Raw genomic sequence first — 17572 nt, 5'->3', positions numbered from 1 at the left:
GCCCGAGGATTCCGATGACAGCGCCGGTGATATGCCGACCAGCTGTGCTGGAGGCGCCTACGATCCGATAGTCGCTCGCACACGCACCGTCCATGATCCCGTTGGGCCAACTTCCTACGACTGTGTGAAGCTGATTGTTGTCCGTTCCGGGTCCGCGATCTTGTTCAGCGAGTTCGGCGAAGAATCGGTGCGCCCCGGGGACGCGGTGGTGCTATGCCCGAACGTGCTGTGCGGAAGCAATCCCGCGGCCCACATCACGGTGACGACCATCTACCTCGACACTGACTATGTGTTCGATCAGCTGTTCTGGCAGTACGCGGGGCTTGTCCGGGATCGCCTCGACGCCCGAAGCCTCGTCAAGAGGCTATACACCGACCCGGCACAGGTGCTGCATCTTGGCCAAGATCGAAGCGACATGCTGGCACCATGGCTGGATCAGCTCGTGACGCACAGCATGGATGGCGGGTTCGCGGTGCACTGCCACCGGATGCAGGCCCTATGGTTCGCGATCGTCGACGTGGTCGCGCCGATTGTTCAAGTCTCGCCGGTGAGGCTCTCGCCTCAACGCAGAAGTATGCGGCCAGCCGTGCCCCGGAACCGACGATTTGCACCCCTGCGAGCCGATGTTCGGCACGTCGCCGAACTGCTCAGGACAGCTCCGGCGAAGCGATGGACGCTTGCGGACCTGGCCAGGCAGGCACACCTTTCGCCGTCGCGGCTGAGCCGCGTGTTCGTCGAGGCGTACGGGAAGACACCATGGGCATACCTGACGATGATCCGAGCCGAGCGCTTGGCGACGATCCTGCGGGAAACGGACATGCCCATCGAGACCGCGATGCGTGAGGTCGGCTGGCGTAGCCGCGGACACGCGGCCCGCGTGTTCCGTCAATGCGTCGGCGTCAGCCCAAGCAAGTACCGCAAGCTGACCCGGCAACCGTCGCCACAGGCCTGAGAGCCCGATCTGACCGCATCCGATACGGATATCGGAGTCATCACGAGTCCTGTCCTCCGAAGTTGAGTCTCATCCGGTAGGCCGGTGGCAACGTCAGGTGCACCGTCGCTTCCTGACGGCCGTCCACTGTCTGTTGCTCGTCGTCCGTCTCGATCCGCTGGTCCTCCTGGCGCACCTCATGGTCGCAAGGCCGCTCGGCACGGGTTGGCCCAGCGGGGAGGAGACCAGACATGACGACGAGGGATGGGGCGCGGAACGCACGCGGCACGAAGCTCGATGAGCTGCACAAGCGCCTGACGGGCGCGGTCGAGGCGCTCGTGTCGGGCGAGAACTGGCGGCGTGCGCCAGAGTACGCGGCCCGGTTCCAATCTCGGTCAGCTGGCAGGACGGGCGTATTCGAAGTCCGTGAACGCTCTGCTTCGGGGTCAGTGTCTGCGGTCGGCGGCGTAGTTCGCCCACTGTCCTTTCGAGTCGGTTGTGTGGCGGTTGATGCTGGCGATTCTGAGTCTGAGGACGCCGGCGAGCATGGCTGGCGGGACCTCTCGGGTGAGTTGTTCGGCGGCGGCCAGCCGCGACTGCTGGAAGACCAAGCACCTACCGGACTGTGGGACGGCCTGTCCGCTCAGGTGGAGTCGGCGGGGTTCGAGGTGATGCGGGTGCCGCATGAAGGGATGATCCACGGCGCCAACGGCCTGGCCGACTACACCACGAAGACGGTGGCGGTGCGAGAGGAGATGAGCCACGCTGCCCAGGTCAAGACCCTCACCCACGTGCTCATGCACGGCCCCGACAACGACGAAGCCGTGGCGCATCGCGGTATCGGGGAGGTGGAGGTGGAGTCGGTGATGATCGGCGCCGCACATGGCATGGACACCAGCGACTACACGATCCCGTACGTCGCGTCGTGGGCGGCCCGCGTGGACGGCAAAGACCCGATGCAGCTGGTGCAGGCCACCGGTGAGCGGGTCCGCAAGATCGCGCTCCAGGTTCTCGACCGGCTCGACACCGCTCAGGTCGCCGATAGTGTCCCGCCTGGTCTGGATCGCGCCGCGCCGGAGCGCGGCCGGCCAGCACCCGAGCAGTCCGGGGCACGACGGTCAGAGGAACCGCCACCGCGACGAGAGCCCCCGGCGGTGTCAGCGATGTCGGTAGGCGCGGGGCTGGGGTTGTGATGGTCGAGCATGATGCTCTCGCCGGCGTCCTTATGCGAATGTCCGAGGCGGCGTCGCTGCCGTTGTCTGCGGCGGCTCGCGCGTTCGCGGGCGCGGGTGTGCCGGTGTTTCCGTGCGTGCCGGGCGGGAAGCAGCCTCTGGTCGAGCACGGCTTCCACGACGCGACCACCACCCCCGAAATGGTGGACGGCTGGTGGCGGCGCTGGCCGAGCGCGAACATCGGCATCCCGACCGGCACGGTCTCCGGGGTGGTGGTCATCGACGTCGATGTGCACGGGCCGGCGAACGGGTTCGCGGCGTTCGAGCGGGCCGAGTACGCCGGTCTGGTGGACGGGTGGCAGGTCATCGTGAACTCGCCGTCGGGCGGGATGCACGCCTACTACCCGGCCACCCCGAGTGCGGTGCAGTCGTGCTGGCAGGCCGCCCGCGCAGGGGTGGACTTCCGCGGGGACGGCGGCTATGTCGTGGTGCCGCCTTCGGCGGTGCATAGCAACGGTGCGAGCGTGCCGTACCGGGTGCGCAGGATCAACCCCGGCCCGGCGAGCACCCTGGACTCAGACCGGCTGCGGGACTTCCTCAACCCACGCCCGGAACTCCGGCCACGACCAGCACCCGGTATCGGACGGGAGGCGGACCGGTCGGCTGATGCGGCACGGTTGGTCGCCTGGGTGGCGCAGCGGCCGGTCGGTGAGCGCAATCACGGGCTGTTCTGGGCCGCGTGTCGGTTGGCGGAGAACGGCATGCGCCCCTCCGACGCCCTCGATGCGCTCTCGGCCGCGGCCGAGAAATCAGGGTTGGGTGAGCGGGAGATCGCCGTAACGGTCCGCTCCGCGTATCGCACGGCCCGCGCCCACCCACGACGATCACCGTCACGAGCCGAGGCGAGGGGCAGCTCGCCGCTGGCGGCAGACGGCTGGTTCAGCCGGAACCCCAGTACGCGCTGCGAACCGAGGGTCCGAGAGCTGTGATAGGTGCGGCCAGCCTGGGCAGGAGATGGGCGGTGATCACCGCCGTGACCGGGACAGTCTTCATCGCCGCCGGAGCGTTCTGGCTCAGCTTTACATCTTTGGCCGATCTCGCTGCCCGTTCCGGGATCGGACGGGGGCAGGCGTGGGCGTGGCCGTTGATCGTGGACGGCATCATCGTGGTCGCCACGGTCGCGGTCGTCGCCCTGGCCGGGCACAAGGCAGCGTGGTATCCGTGGGCGCTGCTGATCGGTGGCGCCACGGTGTCGGTGACCGCCAACGCGTTGCATGCGGTCGTCGCCGCTGATGCGGACGTGCCCGGAGTGCTGGCCGCCAGTGTGGCGGCGGTGCCGCCGGTGGTGCTGCTGGCTATCACCCACCTGACGGTGATCCTCACCCGCGCTACCCCTGCCACCGAGCCGGAGGTTGTGCCGGTGCGGCTACCGGCCACTCAGGCCGGCGAACTGGCGCCGGTCTCGGTAACGGCGAGCACGAGCGCGGACGAGTCGACGGTGCCGGTCGCGGATCGTCGGGCGCGGGGGCGGGAGCTGCGCGAGGCGGGCTGGTCAAACAAGCGCATCGCCCGCGAGCTCGGGGTTCATGCCTCGACGGTCGGCCGGTGGTTTTCCGGCACGCACCTTCCTGACACCACCAACCCCGACATCGGCCGTGATGTCGCGGATGCTGAGGAGGCGAGCTGATGAGCACCGAACACGACCCGATTCGACAACACCGCGAGCAGGCTGAGCCTGCCAAGCATCAATCCGAGCCAGCCGAGGAGACGCGCACGCCGGAGGCCGTTGAGGCGGTGCAGGTCGCCCGTGACGGCGAGCGGAAGGGTCCTGACCGGCAGCGGCGGGCGTGGGGTGTGGAGTGGGTGCGCCCCACCGACCTGATCGCCCGACAGACCGGCACCGTGGCGGGGCGGGGTATCGACTTCCAGGCAGAGCTGGCCCGCCGCGTCCGCGCACGACTCGGGTCGAACACGCGGAGCCTGGGTGAGCGGGCGCGGCGGTTGCCGCCGTTGTCGGCGTTCGGCCGCAGCCGCTTAACGCCGTCGGGTCCGGTGCGCTCCAGGGTCGGGATGAGCTGAGCGGGTTGATGGGGCCATGAACGCCGCAGCACCGAATGGCAGAAGCCCCAGCTCCCGTTTCGGGGAGCGGGAGCGCACCTGCCTGTCAGGAGGTGCCCGGATCATGACCACCACGACGAACGACTCCGCTGCCCGCAACACGACGGGCAGCGGTGAGGATTTCACCACCAGCGAAGGGCTGCGTGCCCTGCTGCACCGACTCCACGAGACCGGACCAGGCGCGTGGCAACACGATCCGGCCGCGCGGGAGCTGATGGAGTACACCGCCGACAAGTACCGGAGCCTGGCCAGGAAGCATGGGCTGGATCCGTGGGAGGCGGTCACCGCGGCGTTCGAGGCGATGCAGTACCGCTCCACCCGTGAGGCCGATGATCCGTGGGCGATCCTGACTCACGCGGTGCGGATCACCTGCATCTTCGAGGAACGCGCTCAAGGACTGCTCTGTTCGGTGCATCAGGCCCGCCGTCCGCACGTCTCGGCCTTCCACGACCCCGAACGGTTCAGCGATCGGGAGACGCCGCTGGCGGACTACCACCCGGCTTTCCACACCACCGATCGACACGACGGTCTCGACGCCGGGTCCGCCGCCGATAATCGCGGGGATGGTGGTGGTCGTGGGTCGGATCGGGCGTGCATATCGGCCGGGTCCGCTGCGGAGGATGCCATCGCGCTGTTGTGCTTGTTGGGCTGGCCGGTCGAGATCGCCCGCGCTGCGGTGGAGCATGTGTGCGGTGCGCTGACCAAGACCGGTACCCGGCAGACCGCCTACGAGGCGCTGCGGCGCGACCGTCATGTCCGTGCGCTGCTCGACCTGCCAGGCCGGTCGTGGACCGCGCTGTTGCGGGCGCTGCTGGGCAACCCGCACCCCGCCTACACGGCCACCACGACCGGGCGGGGCGTGTTGCTGCGGCTGCTGATCGGCGAGTCGTTGGAGGTGCTGCTGCGCGATGACGACCTCGTGCTCGCCCTGTCCCTGGCCGCACCCCGCTGTCACAGCGGAGGCGGTCGTGCTGCTGGGGGTGGGTTGCGGTGAGTTTCGATCCGGGACACATCGAGCTGGAATGGGTGGTCAACTCCATCCGGGTCGGCCAGCGGCACCGCACCGAGCTGGGCAACATCGATGAACTCGCCTCCTCGATCGACCGAGACGGGCTGTTGCAGCCCATCACAATCACCCCGGACGGGGTGCTGGTGTGCGGAGCGAGGCGGCTGGCCGCGATCAAGACGCTGGGCTGGAGGAAGGTCAACGTATGGGTCCGGTCCGGCTTGTCCGACCGGCTCGGGCAGCTACTGGCTGAGCAGGACGACAACCAGCTCCACAAGCCCCTCACCCAACGCGAGGCCGCCGCCCTCTACCGGGAGCTGAAGCAGGTCATGGCCGAGGACGCCGCCCGGCGGAAAGCATCCACGCGGTTCAGCGCGGAGAACCAGCCCGGAAGTGACGGTCCCGCAAAATTTGCGGGACCGTCGAGCGCGCTCGGTGAGGCGCGTGAGCAGGCCGCGGCGATGATTCCCGGCGGCGCCTCGCACACCACGCTGGACAAGATCGGCTACCTCGAACGTCTCGCCGCCGACTCGGCTCAGCCCGACGCGGTGCGGGTCGAGGCGCAGGCCGGGCTGGAACGGATCGAGACCAGAGCCCCAGTGCATCCGATCTACGAGACCATCCGCCAGAGCGCGACCGCCGCCCGTGAGGGCCGGGGGGCCGAGCTGCACGCCCTGGCCGATCAAGCGGTCGCCCGCGCCACCGCGAAGAAAAAGGGCAGCCGGACTGGCCCGCGCCCCATCGCACCGGCCGAAGCCAGGGAGCCGGTGCGGTATCCGGTGCGGGCGTTCGTACAGACCTGGGGCGAGCTGGCTGACTGGTGGGCTCACTACGACGCTGACCACCTTGCCGCCGAACTGACCGACGAGCAGACGGCCGGGTTCCTGGACACCGCGGAAGGCACCGGCCGGTTCGCCGCGCGGCTGCGCGAGGCTCGCAACCGCCTCGCCACCGTCAGCGGTAGCGGTGAGGACGAGGCCGAGGCCGAGGACGAGGACGAGGACGAGGACGAGGACGAGACAGTGGAGCCCACGGGCACGACGGGTCGGCCGCACCTGCGCGCCCTTTGACCCTTGCGCCGCACCCATCCCCTTCTCGTCGGGTACGGCGGCGCACCTGATGGGCATGAAGACTCCGTTCACGTCATCTGATGCCCGTTCCCGTCGGCGCCTGATCGCGCTGATCGCCGGATTGACCGCGATCGTGGTGTTGGCCGGAATCGGTGTCTACGGCCTGCTCACCGGACCCCGTACCACCAGCGACACCGGCACCGACGGTGGCGGCACCCGGCCGGGACCGGCCACGACATCGCCCGGCACGCCGCAGACTCCGCCACGCCTGCCGGCCGTGGCCGGTTCCGATGACCCGGAGACCTTCATCCGCAACGTCGCCGAGGTGCTGTTCGCGTGGGACACCGCATCGGGGTTCATGCCGCTGGACTACACGAGCGTGATCCTCGCCGTCGGCGACCCGTCCGGTGAGGAGCAGGCCGGGCTCGCCTCCGACGTGGCCATCTACCTGCCCACCCGTGAGGCGTGGATCGAGCTACGGCAGTACGCCACCGCCCAGCACCTCACCATCGACAACATCTTCGTCCCCGAGGCGTGGGACACCGTAGTGGAGCAGGCCCAGCCGGGCCAGCTCGCACCCGGCACGGTCGCGTACACCATCGAGGGCACCCGCCATCGCGAAGGTGTCTGGAATGAGGAGCCCGTCACCTCCGAGCATGCGGTGGCGTTCACGGTGTTCATCGTCTGCGCGCCCACCTACGACACCTGCCACCTGCTCCGGTTGTCCCAGCTCGACAACCCCCTCCAATAAGGCCGCGGAGTGTTGTCGTGCTGAAGAAGCTCTTCATCGCAGCACTCGCGCTGCTGTTCCTGGCCCCGATGCTCGCGCTGGTCTCGGTCGGGGTGTTGACGAACCCGGCCGCCAACGCCGCCTGCACCGTCGGCGGTGGTGGGATCGTGGTCAGGAACGTACCCGACTCGCTGGCCGCCACCACAGCCGACGGCACACGGTTCACGCTGAACCGGAAGCAGTTGACCCACGCCGCGACGATCATCGAGATCGGCAACCGGATCGACGGGGTGGGCCGCCCCGGCATCCAGATCGCGCTCATGGCCGCGCTCACCGAATCCACCCTGCGTCAACTCGCCAACACCGGCGCCTACCCCGAGAGCGGGTCCTACCCGAACGATGGCAACGGCTCCGACCACGACTCCCTCGGCCTGTTCCAGATGCGACCCGCAGCAGGGTGGGGCACGGTCGCCGAGCTGATGGACCCCACCTACCAAGCGAAGGCGTTCTTCGGCGGCCCAACCGGCCCCAACCATCCCTCGCCGCGTGGGCTGCTGGACATACCCGGCTGGCAGGACATGGACCCCGGCGAAGCCGCCCAAGCCGTCGAAGTCTCCGCCTACCCCGACAGGTATCGCAACTACGAGCCGGTCGCCGCCACCATCCTCAACACCCTCACCCGAACCGGCACCGGGTCCGGCGGCCCGGCCGGAACACTGCCGGAGTCCTCACGCGTGGTGTTCCCGCTGCCGGAGGGCACCTGGGTGCGGGCCAGCGGCTTCGGCATGCGGGTCCACCCGGTCACCGGTGAGTACAAGATGCACACCGGCGTCGACTTCGCCGCACCAAACGGCACCCCGATCCTCGCCGTCGCGGACGGGACGGTGACCGTCGCTGGGGCCTCGGGCGGGTACGGGAACCTGATCGTGGTCGAACACACCATCGGTGGCCGGACCGTCGCCACCGCGTACGCGCACATGTGGGACCACGGCATCCACGTCGCCGCCGGCGACCAAGTGACCGCCGGGCAGCACATCGGCGATGTCGGCTCCTCGGGCCACTCCACCGGCACCCACCTACACTTCGAGGTCCGCCCCGGCGGCACCAACGCCGCCGCGATCGACCCCGAACCCTGGCTGAACACCCACGGCGCGGCGAAGCTACCCACCCCCGAAACCGGCGGGCCGGACGGCTGCAACCCGGCCACCGGATTGGCGCCCGACACCCCGCCAGCCCCGTTCCAGGGCAGCGATCCCGATCGACTCGTGGATGACCCCACCAGCAACGGGCAGATCACCGCCCGCACCGCCCACATCCTCGCCGAGATCCGCGCCGCGTTCCCGGACACCTCGTGGGCGTGCTGGTCGCCGCGCCCCGGCACGGCATCGGAACATCCCCTCGGCCGGGCCTGCGACGGGACCTTCGGGAACGCCATCGGTCAGGCCGCTACCGGCGACGCGCTCGAGCTCGGGTGGGCCGTCACCAACTGGCTCAAGGAGCACGCCGAGATCCTCGGGATCGAATACCTGATCTGGCAGCAGCGCATCTGGTCCCTCGCACGTGCCGATGAGGGCTGGCGGCCCTACGACGGCGGCGGCATGCACGATCCCGGATCGGTAACCGGTGGACACCTGGACCACTTGCACTGGACAGCACGGTCCGGCGGCTGAATCGCGATGGACGTGTTCCCCGACTTCGACGGGCTGGGCGGGATCGGTGACCTGCGGCACGTGGTCGGTGCACTGCTGACGTTCGTGCTCATCGTCGCCGTGCTGATGGTGATCGTCTCGGCGGTCATCTGGGCGGTTGCGGCCGCGAACGGCAATTACGCGGTGGCCGGGAAGGGCCGTACCGGGGTGCTGGTCGCGCTCGGCGCGGCGGCCCTGGCCGGCGGTGGGGTGGCGTGGATGAACTGGCTGATCGACCTCGGCCGGCAACTCTGACCCTCTCATCGTCCTGTAGGGATGCATTGAAGTTGGCCCTTTGGCCACCCTATTTGGCCCCGAGTTGGCCCTTGGCCGCTTTGTTGGCCCCTGCCTGGCGTGGGGCGCGAGGATCGGCGGTCTGGTTCCGTAGCGTTGCCAGCAATGGTTCCCTGCGAGCGGGAGCGCTGCGGAGGGAACAGCGATGGGCACGTACTCGGTCAGCTTCAAGGACGCCGCCGGTGAGGAGTCGACCACCGATCTCGCGCTCGTGCCGCCGCGGATACTCGTGGCGGGTTCGCCGTGGCGGACGTTCCGTTGGCGGCACGGGCAGCCGCACTACTCGGGCTGGTACTGGTCATCGACCGTCGGCGCTCACGTCGTGTACGAAAGCCGATTGGAGCTGGCTCGGCTGCTGCTGGCTGATTTCGATCCCGAGATCGTAGCGATTGCTGCGCAGCCGTTCTGCGTGACCGCGGAGGTCGATGGGGTGCGGCGTCGGCATGTGCCCGATTTCTTGCTGCTGCACGCGGATGAGTCGGTGACGGTGGTGAACGTGAAGCCCGCCGATCAGCTGGATCGGCCGAAAATCGCCGAGGCGCTGGAATGGGCCGAAGAGGTCTTCACCAGTTGCGGCTGGCGGCACGAGGTCTGGTCGGGGATTGACCCGACGCGGCTCTCGAACGTCCGGTTCCTGGCCGCCTACCGGCATCCCAACCGGGTGGATCAGGCCACGGTGACCCGGCTTGCCGAGCGGTCTCGCGGATCGGCGTCGCTCGGCCAGATCGAAGCGGAGTGGCCCGATGCGGCGGAGGATGTGCGGGCCGCCGCGCTGCACTTGGTGTGGCGGGGCGTGTTCCGCGCTGACCTGGATGCGCCGTTGTCGGCGGCCACAGTGCTGGAGCATGCCGCATGAGCGCGCGGACCGCGGTCGTCGGCGTGGGTACGCGGCTGAGCTGGGATGGCGACTGGTTCACGGTGATGGGCGTGGAGGCGGAGCGGCTGCGGTTGCGCGGGGCCCGCGGTCAGATGGTCACTGTCCATACCGCCTCGTTGCTGGCCGACCCGTCTGTCGCGATCGTCGGCGCTGAGTCCGATCCTGCTCCCGCGTTGGGGCCGGTGCTGGAGAACTTGACCGAGGCGCAAGAAGCGCAGCTGACTGATCGACTGGCGCACATTCACGAAGTTCTCACCGGGTATCGCTCCGGCGACGCCGAGGACGCGGCACTGGGCGAACCACGACCCGAGTACGACCCGGCGCGGCCGCTCATGCAGCGGTATGAGACGAAAGCTGCGGAGATGGGCGTCGGGCTCAGATCAGTGAAGCGCTGGGTGAGCGCGTTTCGTGAGCTCGGGCCAGCGGGTCTGCTCGACCAGCGGGCCGCGAAGACGGCCGATCCGCTGGCCGGGGTGGATGAGCGGTGGCTGGAGATGTGTCGGACGGTTCTTGCCGAGCACACCGACGCGGCCCGGCCGACGCAGACACTGGTGCTGCAACGCATCTCGCAGCGTCTGGCCGCCGAGCACGGCGAGGGGGTCGTGCCCGAACCGTCACAGCGTCGAGCTCGGACCGTCCTGGGCGAGCTCACCCGCGGAAGCAACGCGTTCACCGGCAGCACCAAAGGCAAGCGCTCGATCGCGGCCAGGCCGGAGGGCGCATACGGGAGATTGCGGGCGACGCGGCCGGGCGAGTATCTGCTGCTGGATACGACGACGCTGGACGTGTTCGCGATGGAGCCGATCACGCTGAAATGGGTGCGCTGCGAGCTGACGATCGCGATGGACTTGTACTCGCGGTCGATCACAGGGCTCAGGCTCTCGCCGATGTCGACGAAGTCGGTCGATGCGGCGCTGGTGCTGTTCGAGTCGCTGCGCCCGGACACCCGGCTCACGACGTCGGGCGGGCTGCTGCCGTATGCGGGCCTGCCGGATCAGGTCATCGTCGCAGGCGAGGAGCGTCAGACCGGGTTGGCGGGGGTGGCTGCGGAGACGATCGTGGTCGATCACGGCAAGATCTACCTGTCGAACCATCTGCTGAGCGTGTGCTCCCGGCTGGGCATCTCGGTTCAGCCCGCCCGCCCGCTCACCCCGACCGATAAGGCTGCGGTCGAGCGGTTCTTCCGCACCGTCCGCGAGCAGCTGCTGGAAGCGCTGCCGGGCTACACCGGCCCGGACGTGCACAGCCGCGGCAAAGACCCCGCCGGGTGCGCCTACTTCTTCATCGATGAGCTGGAGTCGATCATCCGCGAATGGGTCGGGAGCATCTATCACCACCGCCCGCACGCTGGGCTCGCCGATGCGCAGGTGCCGGGGCTGGAGCTGTCGCCGGCGGAGATGTTCGCCCACGGGATGACCCGCACGGGCCGGCTGCGGGTGCCGGCCAGCCCGGACCTGGTGTTCGACTTCCTGCCGGTGGCGTGGCGGACGATCCAGCACTACGGGATCGAGCTGAACGGCCTGCGCTACAACGGCCCGGCGTTGACCCGGTATCGGAACCGGACGAGCAACTTCGCGGGTGCTCACGCGGGCAAGTGGCCGGTGCGCTACGACACCGACGACATCTCCAAGGTCTACTTCCAAGACCCCGCCGACCAGTCCTGGCACGCTTTGGAGTGGGAGCACGCCACCGCCGTTGCCGCACCGTTCTCGGCCGAGGCGCTGGCCTACGCCCGGCAACTCGCGCTGACCGAGGATCGCCATGTCGATGACCGGCGGGCACTGTCCGGGCTGCTGGATCGCTGGGATGCGGGCCTGACCCGGCACCCCGCCGAACGCCGGATGGCCGTCCGCGCCAGCGAGCAACGCCAGGCACGCCTCACCGGAACCACACCCACAGCGGAGGTCGCCGCACCTGCGGTGCTGCACGCGGTCGAGAAACCTCCCGAGCCTGACGATGCAGCCTGGGCTGCCAGTGATGATGACACCGAGGACGAGCTCGACGTCGGCGACGAGGAGTTCTACGCCGAGGCGTTTGAGGTGATCTCGTGAGCATCCCGGCGACGACGGCGGAGCTGGCCGACGAGGAGCGTGACTGGGATCTGTCGACCAAGGCAGGCTGGTTCCAGATGGCCCAGGCCCCGCCGCGCACACGGCCACCAGCGCACACAATCGCCGAGATCGAGGCGATGCCCGCACCCGAACGACTGCGCTACAACCACTTGCGGGCGGGCTGGCATGCGAACCTCGGCCCGATCCGCACCCCAGCACTCGGGGCAGTGCTCGATGAGCTGGACGAGATCGTCGGGGCGAACATGCAGGACGGCGAGAAAGTGAAACCCGCCGCCGTCCTCGACGCGCTGCCAGGGCTCGGCAAGAGCACCGCAGCGGTCGCGTTCGCCCGCGGATTCCACCGCGACCAGATCGACCTCTACGGCCCCACAGTCGGGGCCGGCGACGGGGCATGGCAGCGGGTTCCGGTCGTCCATCTCGGACTCACCTCGCACACGACGATGCGAAGCCTGAACTCGATGCTCTGCCGCTTCTACGGGCTGCCAGGCTCCGACCGCGGCACCGCCCAGTCGCTGGCGCACCGGGCCGCAGAATGCGTCGCGGCCTGCAAGACCCGCCTGATCGTCGTCGATGACGTCCACTTCCTCGACATGAACCGGCGCGACGGCCGCGAGGTCGCCAACCACTTCAAATGGCTCGCCAACACATTCCCCGTGACGTTCGTGTTCGTCGGCGTCGGGCTGCACGCCCGCGGCCTGCTCGATGAGGGATTCACCGGAGCCGACGCCGCCTTGTCACAGACCGCGAGACGTTGGACGGTGGTGAACCTGGAACCGTTCGAGACGCGCACCAAGGCGGGACGGGCGACCTGGCGGCAACTGATACTCGCGATCGAACGCGACCTCGTGCTCGCCCACACCCGCCGGGGCACGCTCGCCGAACTGTCGGACTACCTGTTCGCCCGCTCGTCCGGGCACTTCGCGTCGCTGATGTCGCTGATCGGGCGCGGCTGCTACCGCGCGATCAAGACCGGCACCGAGGCGCTCAGCGTCGATCTCCTCGACGGAGTGCGCATCGACCAGGCCGCAGAGACCGCCCGCGCCGGGATCACTGCGGCGCTCGACACGCGCCCGCCTGCCCCGCTCGACCCGACTACGAAGCGCACCAGGCGGCAGCGGGCGGCATGACCCAGGCCGGGCGGCTACCGTTCACACTCGCGCCGCTGCCTGGCGAATCGTTCGAGGTATGGCTGGTCACCTACGCGACCAGGCTGCGAGTCAGCATTCGGACGATGCTCACCGCGCTCGATCTGCCCGCCCCGTCCCAGGGAAGCTGGGGCAGACCAGAGGCCACCGGGGAGGCCGTCGATCAGATCTGCGCAGCGACCGGGCTGAACGCCGTCGCCGTTGCCGTTGCCGACATGCTCCGCCCCTCGCTGCGGGTGCCTCCTATCGCGATGCTCCGAGTGTGGTCGCCGCGGTCGACCAGCCGATTCTGCCCGTCCTGCCTCGCGGACTCCGGCGGCGAATGGTCTGCGGACTGGCGGCTCAGGTTGCAGTTCTTCTGCCTTCGCCACCACTGCCTCCTGGTCGAACACTGCTCACGCTGCGAGGCTCCGCAGAAAGGGTCGATCGCGGGACCCAGTTTCTGGCCCGGTGGCCCATCGGATCGCGTTGCCTCCACCGAGCGGAACCGGCTGCTCTGCGCCTGCGGCCAAGACCTATCCGGCATCGAACCGCCAGCGTGTCTCGACGTGGCTGCTGCGGCAGACGCGCAACGGCTCATCGACCGGCTGCTGACCGAGGTCCGGAATCCCTCCGGGAGCAAGAACTCCCGCCAGGAGGCGATGTCGGAACTGATCGATCTCACCCTGATCGCCGTTCACCTGGCATCGAAGAACCGGCAGTCCTACAGCGTGCAGCCATCGATCGCGATGCTGCGAGCCGACCGGCTCACCGCTGCCGCTGGCCTCCTGCTCAATGGCGAGGATGCCCAGCCCGACCCGCTGCTCCGGGTCGTCGAGGACGCCGATGTCGGCAGGAGACCCAAAGCGATCCCGCACTCCTGGCGCATCGCCAGCCCGCAGCTGCGCACACGAATCGCACGAGGTCGCGCCCTGGCCGGTCTTCTCAGCCCAGTCGATCGAGTTCGCTACGGCACGAGCCTGACGACGATGAGACTGCTCCCGCCGCACCAGCCCAGCAACACAGACCCGGCGATCAAACGAGCCGCGAGGCTGCCCGACCAACTCTGGCCGGCCTGGGCGATACGTCTCTGCGATGAGGAAACGGAAGCCGCCTACTTCCGCACCACGATGCTGGCCGCGCTGCTGCTACCGCACAGCGCACTCCCACTCAAAGGCCACATCCTGCCGCTGGTCGGCGCGGACCTCAAACCGAACACCGTCATGTATTACCTCGGGCGTCTGCTGGACAGGCCCTCCGGCAAGACGACGCTGGGCATGCTCGCCGAACTCGCGTTCGCTATCGACGACCACGACATCCCGATCGACTACGCCAGGCGACGCCAACTCGCCGCGACCACGAAACTGATCGATGCCCGCGCCTGGAACCGGATCTCTCGCGGCTTCCCCGGCGGCCCCGCCAAGACCCTCGACAACGCGCGCCGCTACCTCTACGAACTCATCACCGGCGGAAGCCTCCTCAGCGCCCCGCGCCCATACCAATACTTCTCCGGCACTGCCCGCGCAGATCGCTACCACGCCTTCGCCGACTTCATGTCCGCCGGCGTCGCCGACGCCCTCCACCAGCACGCCAGGCAACTCCTCGACTCGGCGGGCATCACCGGCGAACCCCTCACCTGGGAGCCGCCAACCGACTGGGTGAGCGCGAGCCGATGGCCCGGCGCCGAGCCAGAGCACACCGATCCGGCCCTCGTTCACCGAGCGATCCTGGATCGACACCAGTCGATCCCGACCATCGCTGCCGAGCTTGGCATCTCACTCCAGCACGTCCGCACGGTCCTGCGCGCCCACCCGCTGCCCCGGCCAGGACGGTCCCGCCCCAATCTCTCCCATCGCATCCTCCCTGCACCCACAGGCTCATCCATCCAGCATGCTGCTGCAGAAGCAGGCGTGTTCTACGTCAACCCGTCATGGCTTCACGAGGAATACGCCACCTGGCATCGTGGCATCGCCGACATCGCGCGCGAAGTCGGCTGCACGCGAGAAACCCTCATGACGTTCGCGTGGGTGCACGGCATCCCGACCCACACCGGCCGCAGCCTCAACTACACCGTGAACCGAGAAGCCCTCGGTGATCGCCACCCCTCGGAGATCCCCGAGCCGCTGCGCCGGGCTCTCTATGGACTCGGCGCACGCTCCCGACTGGAACGCTTCATCGCCATCGTCGACCAGCGCAGTCTCAGCCAGGCCGCACACCTCACCGGAAGCTCAACCGGCACCATCAGCAGACAACTCCGACTGCTCGAAGAGTTCGTCGGCGGGCGGCTGTTCCACCGCACCCCGGCGCAGCCCCTTACCTCTCTCACGCCGCTGGGCGAGCAGCTCGCACGCCAAGCACGCGAACACCTCGGGATCGAACCCATCGGGCAGCCCGGCGCGTCACCGAGCTCCGTCGGCCGCTGAAGAAAGGGCCAACTACGGCGCACGCGCCACCCCGACGCAGCTACCAAGCGCAGGCAGTGACCGGCGGATTCTCGGGGCCAACAAGGGCCAAGTAGACGGACGCAGGGGCCAACTCCACCGACTTCCTACACGTCCGACCCCTTCCTGATGGAGCCCTGGTGCGGTCGTCCTGACTGACCGGGATGGCGGGGTGCACCTGACCTGCGAACCGCTATTCGCCTCTCCATCCGTGCGGGTGGGGCCGTTCGTTAGGAGCCTTTCGTGTTCGATCTTGCTGTCTCTGTTCTCACCCTGCCGGTGCTGGTGCCGATGGACATCAACATCGACCCCAACTCCGATGGCCTGCCCGGCATCGCGCAACTGCGCACGATCGTCGGCGCGATCATGACCGTCGGCCTCATCCTGTCCGTCCTGGCGCTGATCGTCAGCGCGATCGTGTGGGGCTTCGGCGCCAACAGCAGCAACCCCCACCTCGCCGGTCGGGGGAAGATCGGTGTCCTCGTCTCCTGCGGCGCCGCGGTGATCTGCGGCGCGTCCGTCACGTTGATCAACTTCTTCTGGAACGTCGGACAACAGGTGTAGGCCCACCCGTCACCACGATCCTGTTGAGGAAGTGATCGCGATGGGCGTCTGCGACGTTCCCGTCATCTCCACGGTCTGCGACACGGCGGGCGAGGCAGCCGCGAGTCTGGTGTCGGCCCCATTCGACTGGCTCGCCTCCGCGATGGGCGAGGCCGCGGGCTGGCTGTTCGAGGCGGTGTGGGCGGTGTTCGACACCACCACCCTGGTAGACGTCACCTCCCCGGAGTACGTGTCGGTCTACAACCTGCTGTTCGGCATCGCGGTGTTCGTGATGCTGATCTTCTTCTGCCTGCAGCTGATCACCGGCCTGATCAGACGCGATCCCACCGCCCTGAGTCGTGCCGCGCTCGGGCTCGCCAAATCGGTGCTCGGCAGCTTCGTGGTGATCACGCTGACCGCGTTGCTGCTGGAGATCGTCGACCAGCTCTGTGTCGGGATCATCCAAGCCGCCGGCGAGACCACGGCGTCGATGGGCGACAAGATCGCCCTGCTGGCCGCCGGGCTGGTCGGGATCAACATCGCCGCCCCCGGTGTGGGGGCGATCATCACCATCTTCTTCGCTGGCCTGGCGATCGCGGCCGCCGCGATCGTCTGGCTCTCCCTTCTCGTCCGCAAGGCCCTGCTGTTGGTGGCGATCGTTTTCGCCCCGCTGGCGTTCTCCGGCTCCTCCTGGGACGCCACACGAGGGTGGATCAGCAAGTGGGCGATGTTCGTCATCGCCCTCGTCGTGTCGAAGCTGGTCCTGGTCGTCATGTTCCTGGTCGCCGTCACGCAGGTGTCCGCGCCGATCGACGAGGACCTGGCCTCGATCAGCGACCCGATCGCCGGGATCGTGCTCATGGCGATGGCCGCGTTCGCCCCGTACCTGACGTACAAGTTCATCTCGTTTGTCGGGTTCGACATGTACCACGCCATCGGGGCCGAACAGGACGCCAAGAACGCCCTCAACCGTCCCGTACCCGCCCCGGCCAAGCCCCAGGGCAGCAATGAGCCGAAGAGGGTCCTCGACGGTGGTCAGGACAGCAAGTCCGGCGCCAGCAGCAACAGCGGCGGCAACAGCAACGGCGCCGGTGGTGGTGGCGGCGGGAAGAAGCCGCCGCAGCAGAAGAACCCTGCACCCGGCGGCGGCTCGGCCGGTGCCAGTGGAGGCAAGGCCGCCGCGAGCAGCTCCGCCGGGGCCGGTGCAAGTGGTGGCGCTGGGGCCGGCGCCGGTGCCGCGGCGGCTGGTCCAGCTGCGGGGGTGGTGATCGGCGCGAAGGTCGCCAAGGACGCCGCTACCGCCGGACCGAAAGCCGGCAAGGCACTCGGCGGACAGGGCGAGGCAGCCGCCGACGCCGCCCAGACCCGAGCAGGCCAGACCTCGGCCGGCCAGCCGCCGGAAGGTCAGCCGCCGCCGTCGAGTCCGGCACTTCCGGCCCCGAGAACGGACCCGGCTCCACCGCCGCCGGACCGAACCCCGCCCGCGGCCGGCAAGGAGTGAGGCCG

Annotated in this window: 16 protein-coding genes; all 16 read left to right on the top strand. The window is 68.7% G+C overall.

The genetic code is table 11. The features are described 5' to 3' along the window. Window positions 1-160 precede the first annotated feature (160 nt). The 16 genes from BKA15_RS17055 (at window position 161) to BKA15_RS16980 (ending at window position 17567) form a co-directional block, all read left to right on the top strand. Window positions 161-952, top strand: coding sequence for a helix-turn-helix transcriptional regulator (locus tag BKA15_RS17055; RefSeq protein ID WP_246322365.1), 792 nt, complete (start codon window positions 161-163; stop codon window positions 950-952). 230 nt (window positions 953-1182) lie between these two features. Further along, window positions 1183-2124: a serine/arginine repetitive matrix protein 2 gene (locus tag BKA15_RS34900; RefSeq protein WP_218871400.1), complete on the top strand. Its 942-nt coding sequence runs from the start codon at window positions 1183-1185 to the stop codon at window positions 2122-2124. A 38-nt stretch (window positions 2125-2162) separates the two neighbouring features. Beyond that, window positions 2163-3092 carry a bifunctional DNA primase/polymerase gene (locus BKA15_RS17045; RefSeq protein WP_218871398.1) on the top strand — a complete coding sequence of 310 codons (930 nt, stop codon included), beginning with the start codon at window positions 2163-2165 and terminating at the stop codon, window positions 3090-3092. Window positions 3093-3124: 32 nt separating this feature from the next. Continuing rightward, window positions 3125-3790: a helix-turn-helix domain-containing protein gene (locus tag BKA15_RS17040; protein ID WP_179752707.1), complete on the top strand. Its 666-nt coding sequence runs from the start codon at window positions 3125-3127 to the stop codon at window positions 3788-3790. Then, window positions 3790-4182 carry a hypothetical protein gene (locus BKA15_RS17035; RefSeq protein WP_179752705.1) on the top strand — a complete coding sequence of 131 codons (393 nt, stop codon included), beginning with the start codon at window positions 3790-3792 and terminating at the stop codon, window positions 4180-4182. Before BKA15_RS17040 ends, BKA15_RS17035 begins: the two co-directional genes overlap by 1 nt. Window positions 4183-4285: 103 nt before the next feature. Next, entirely contained in the window at window positions 4286-5215 is a 930-nt protein-coding gene (locus BKA15_RS17030) for a hypothetical protein (protein WP_179752703.1), read from the top strand. Continuing rightward, on the top strand, window positions 5212-6297 hold the full coding sequence (locus tag BKA15_RS17025; RefSeq protein WP_179752701.1) for a ParB N-terminal domain-containing protein: 1086 nt from the start codon (window positions 5212-5214) through the stop codon (window positions 6295-6297). Before BKA15_RS17030 ends, BKA15_RS17025 begins: the two co-directional genes overlap by 4 nt. Window positions 6298-6352: 55 nt before the next feature. Continuing rightward, window positions 6353-7048: a hypothetical protein gene (locus BKA15_RS17020; protein ID WP_179752699.1), complete on the top strand. Its 696-nt coding sequence runs from the start codon at window positions 6353-6355 to the stop codon at window positions 7046-7048. A 17-nt stretch (window positions 7049-7065) separates the two neighbouring features. Then, window positions 7066-8697, top strand: coding sequence for a M23 family metallopeptidase (locus tag BKA15_RS17015; RefSeq protein WP_179752698.1), 1632 nt, complete (start codon window positions 7066-7068; stop codon window positions 8695-8697). A 6-nt stretch (window positions 8698-8703) separates the two neighbouring features. Continuing rightward, complete coding sequence (locus BKA15_RS17010; RefSeq protein ID WP_179752696.1) at window positions 8704-8970, top strand: DUF6112 family protein; 267 nt, start codon at window positions 8704-8706, stop codon at window positions 8968-8970. 184 nt (window positions 8971-9154) lie between these two features. Further along, complete coding sequence (locus BKA15_RS17005; protein ID WP_218871010.1) at window positions 9155-9865, top strand: TnsA-like heteromeric transposase endonuclease subunit; 711 nt, start codon at window positions 9155-9157, stop codon at window positions 9863-9865. Then, window positions 9862-11937 (top strand): TnsB C-terminal domain-containing protein, encoded by a 2076-nt coding sequence (locus BKA15_RS17000; protein ID WP_179747793.1) that lies wholly within the window; start codon window positions 9862-9864, stop codon window positions 11935-11937. The genes BKA15_RS17005 and BKA15_RS17000 overlap by 4 nt, the downstream gene beginning before the upstream one ends. Continuing rightward, complete coding sequence (locus BKA15_RS16995; protein ID WP_218871011.1) at window positions 11934-13085, top strand: ATP-binding protein; 1152 nt, start codon at window positions 11934-11936, stop codon at window positions 13083-13085. The genes BKA15_RS17000 and BKA15_RS16995 overlap by 4 nt, the downstream gene beginning before the upstream one ends. Further along, window positions 13082-15505 carry a TniQ family protein gene (locus BKA15_RS16990; RefSeq protein WP_179747794.1) on the top strand — a complete coding sequence of 808 codons (2424 nt, stop codon included), beginning with the start codon at window positions 13082-13084 and terminating at the stop codon, window positions 15503-15505. Before BKA15_RS16995 ends, BKA15_RS16990 begins: the two co-directional genes overlap by 4 nt. 309 nt (window positions 15506-15814) lie before the next feature. Beyond that, a complete protein-coding gene (locus BKA15_RS16985) occupies window positions 15815-16087 on the top strand; it encodes a DUF6112 family protein (RefSeq protein ID WP_218872145.1) in 273 nt (90 codons plus the stop codon). A gap of 40 nt (window positions 16088-16127) precedes the next feature. Continuing rightward, window positions 16128-17567: a conjugal transfer protein TrbL gene (locus BKA15_RS16980; RefSeq protein ID WP_179752692.1), complete on the top strand. Its 1440-nt coding sequence runs from the start codon at window positions 16128-16130 to the stop codon at window positions 17565-17567. The last annotated feature ends 5 nt before the right edge of the window (window positions 17568-17572 follow it).

The organism is Microlunatus parietis (genome assembly GCF_013407955.1).
GTDB lineage: Bacteria > Actinomycetota > Actinomycetes > Propionibacteriales > Propionibacteriaceae > Microlunatus > Microlunatus parietis.
Note: the sequence above shows the minus strand (reverse complement) of the source record. Positions and strands in the feature narration are given on the sequence as shown.

Coding starts and splice junctions, on each gene's coding strand:
- BKA15_RS16980 (WP_179752692.1), top strand. CDS start 16,128: ATGGGCGTCTGCGACGTTCCCGTCATCTCCACGGTCTGCGACACGGCG.
- BKA15_RS17030 (WP_179752703.1), top strand. CDS start 4,286: ATGACCACCACGACGAACGACTCCGCTGCCCGCAACACGACGGGCAGC.
- BKA15_RS16990 (WP_179747794.1), top strand. CDS start 13,082: ATGACCCAGGCCGGGCGGCTACCGTTCACACTCGCGCCGCTGCCTGGC.
- BKA15_RS34900 (WP_218871400.1), top strand. CDS start 1,183: ATGACGACGAGGGATGGGGCGCGGAACGCACGCGGCACGAAGCTCGAT.
- BKA15_RS17010 (WP_179752696.1), top strand. CDS start 8,704: ATGGACGTGTTCCCCGACTTCGACGGGCTGGGCGGGATCGGTGACCTG.
- BKA15_RS17005 (WP_218871010.1), top strand. CDS start 9,155: ATGGGCACGTACTCGGTCAGCTTCAAGGACGCCGCCGGTGAGGAGTCG.
- BKA15_RS17020 (WP_179752699.1), top strand. CDS start 6,353: ATGAAGACTCCGTTCACGTCATCTGATGCCCGTTCCCGTCGGCGCCTG.
- BKA15_RS17045 (WP_218871398.1), top strand. CDS start 2,163: ATGTCCGAGGCGGCGTCGCTGCCGTTGTCTGCGGCGGCTCGCGCGTTC.
- BKA15_RS17000 (WP_179747793.1), top strand. CDS start 9,862: ATGAGCGCGCGGACCGCGGTCGTCGGCGTGGGTACGCGGCTGAGCTGG.
- BKA15_RS17035 (WP_179752705.1), top strand. CDS start 3,790: ATGAGCACCGAACACGACCCGATTCGACAACACCGCGAGCAGGCTGAG.
- BKA15_RS16985 (WP_218872145.1), top strand. CDS start 15,815: ATGGACATCAACATCGACCCCAACTCCGATGGCCTGCCCGGCATCGCG.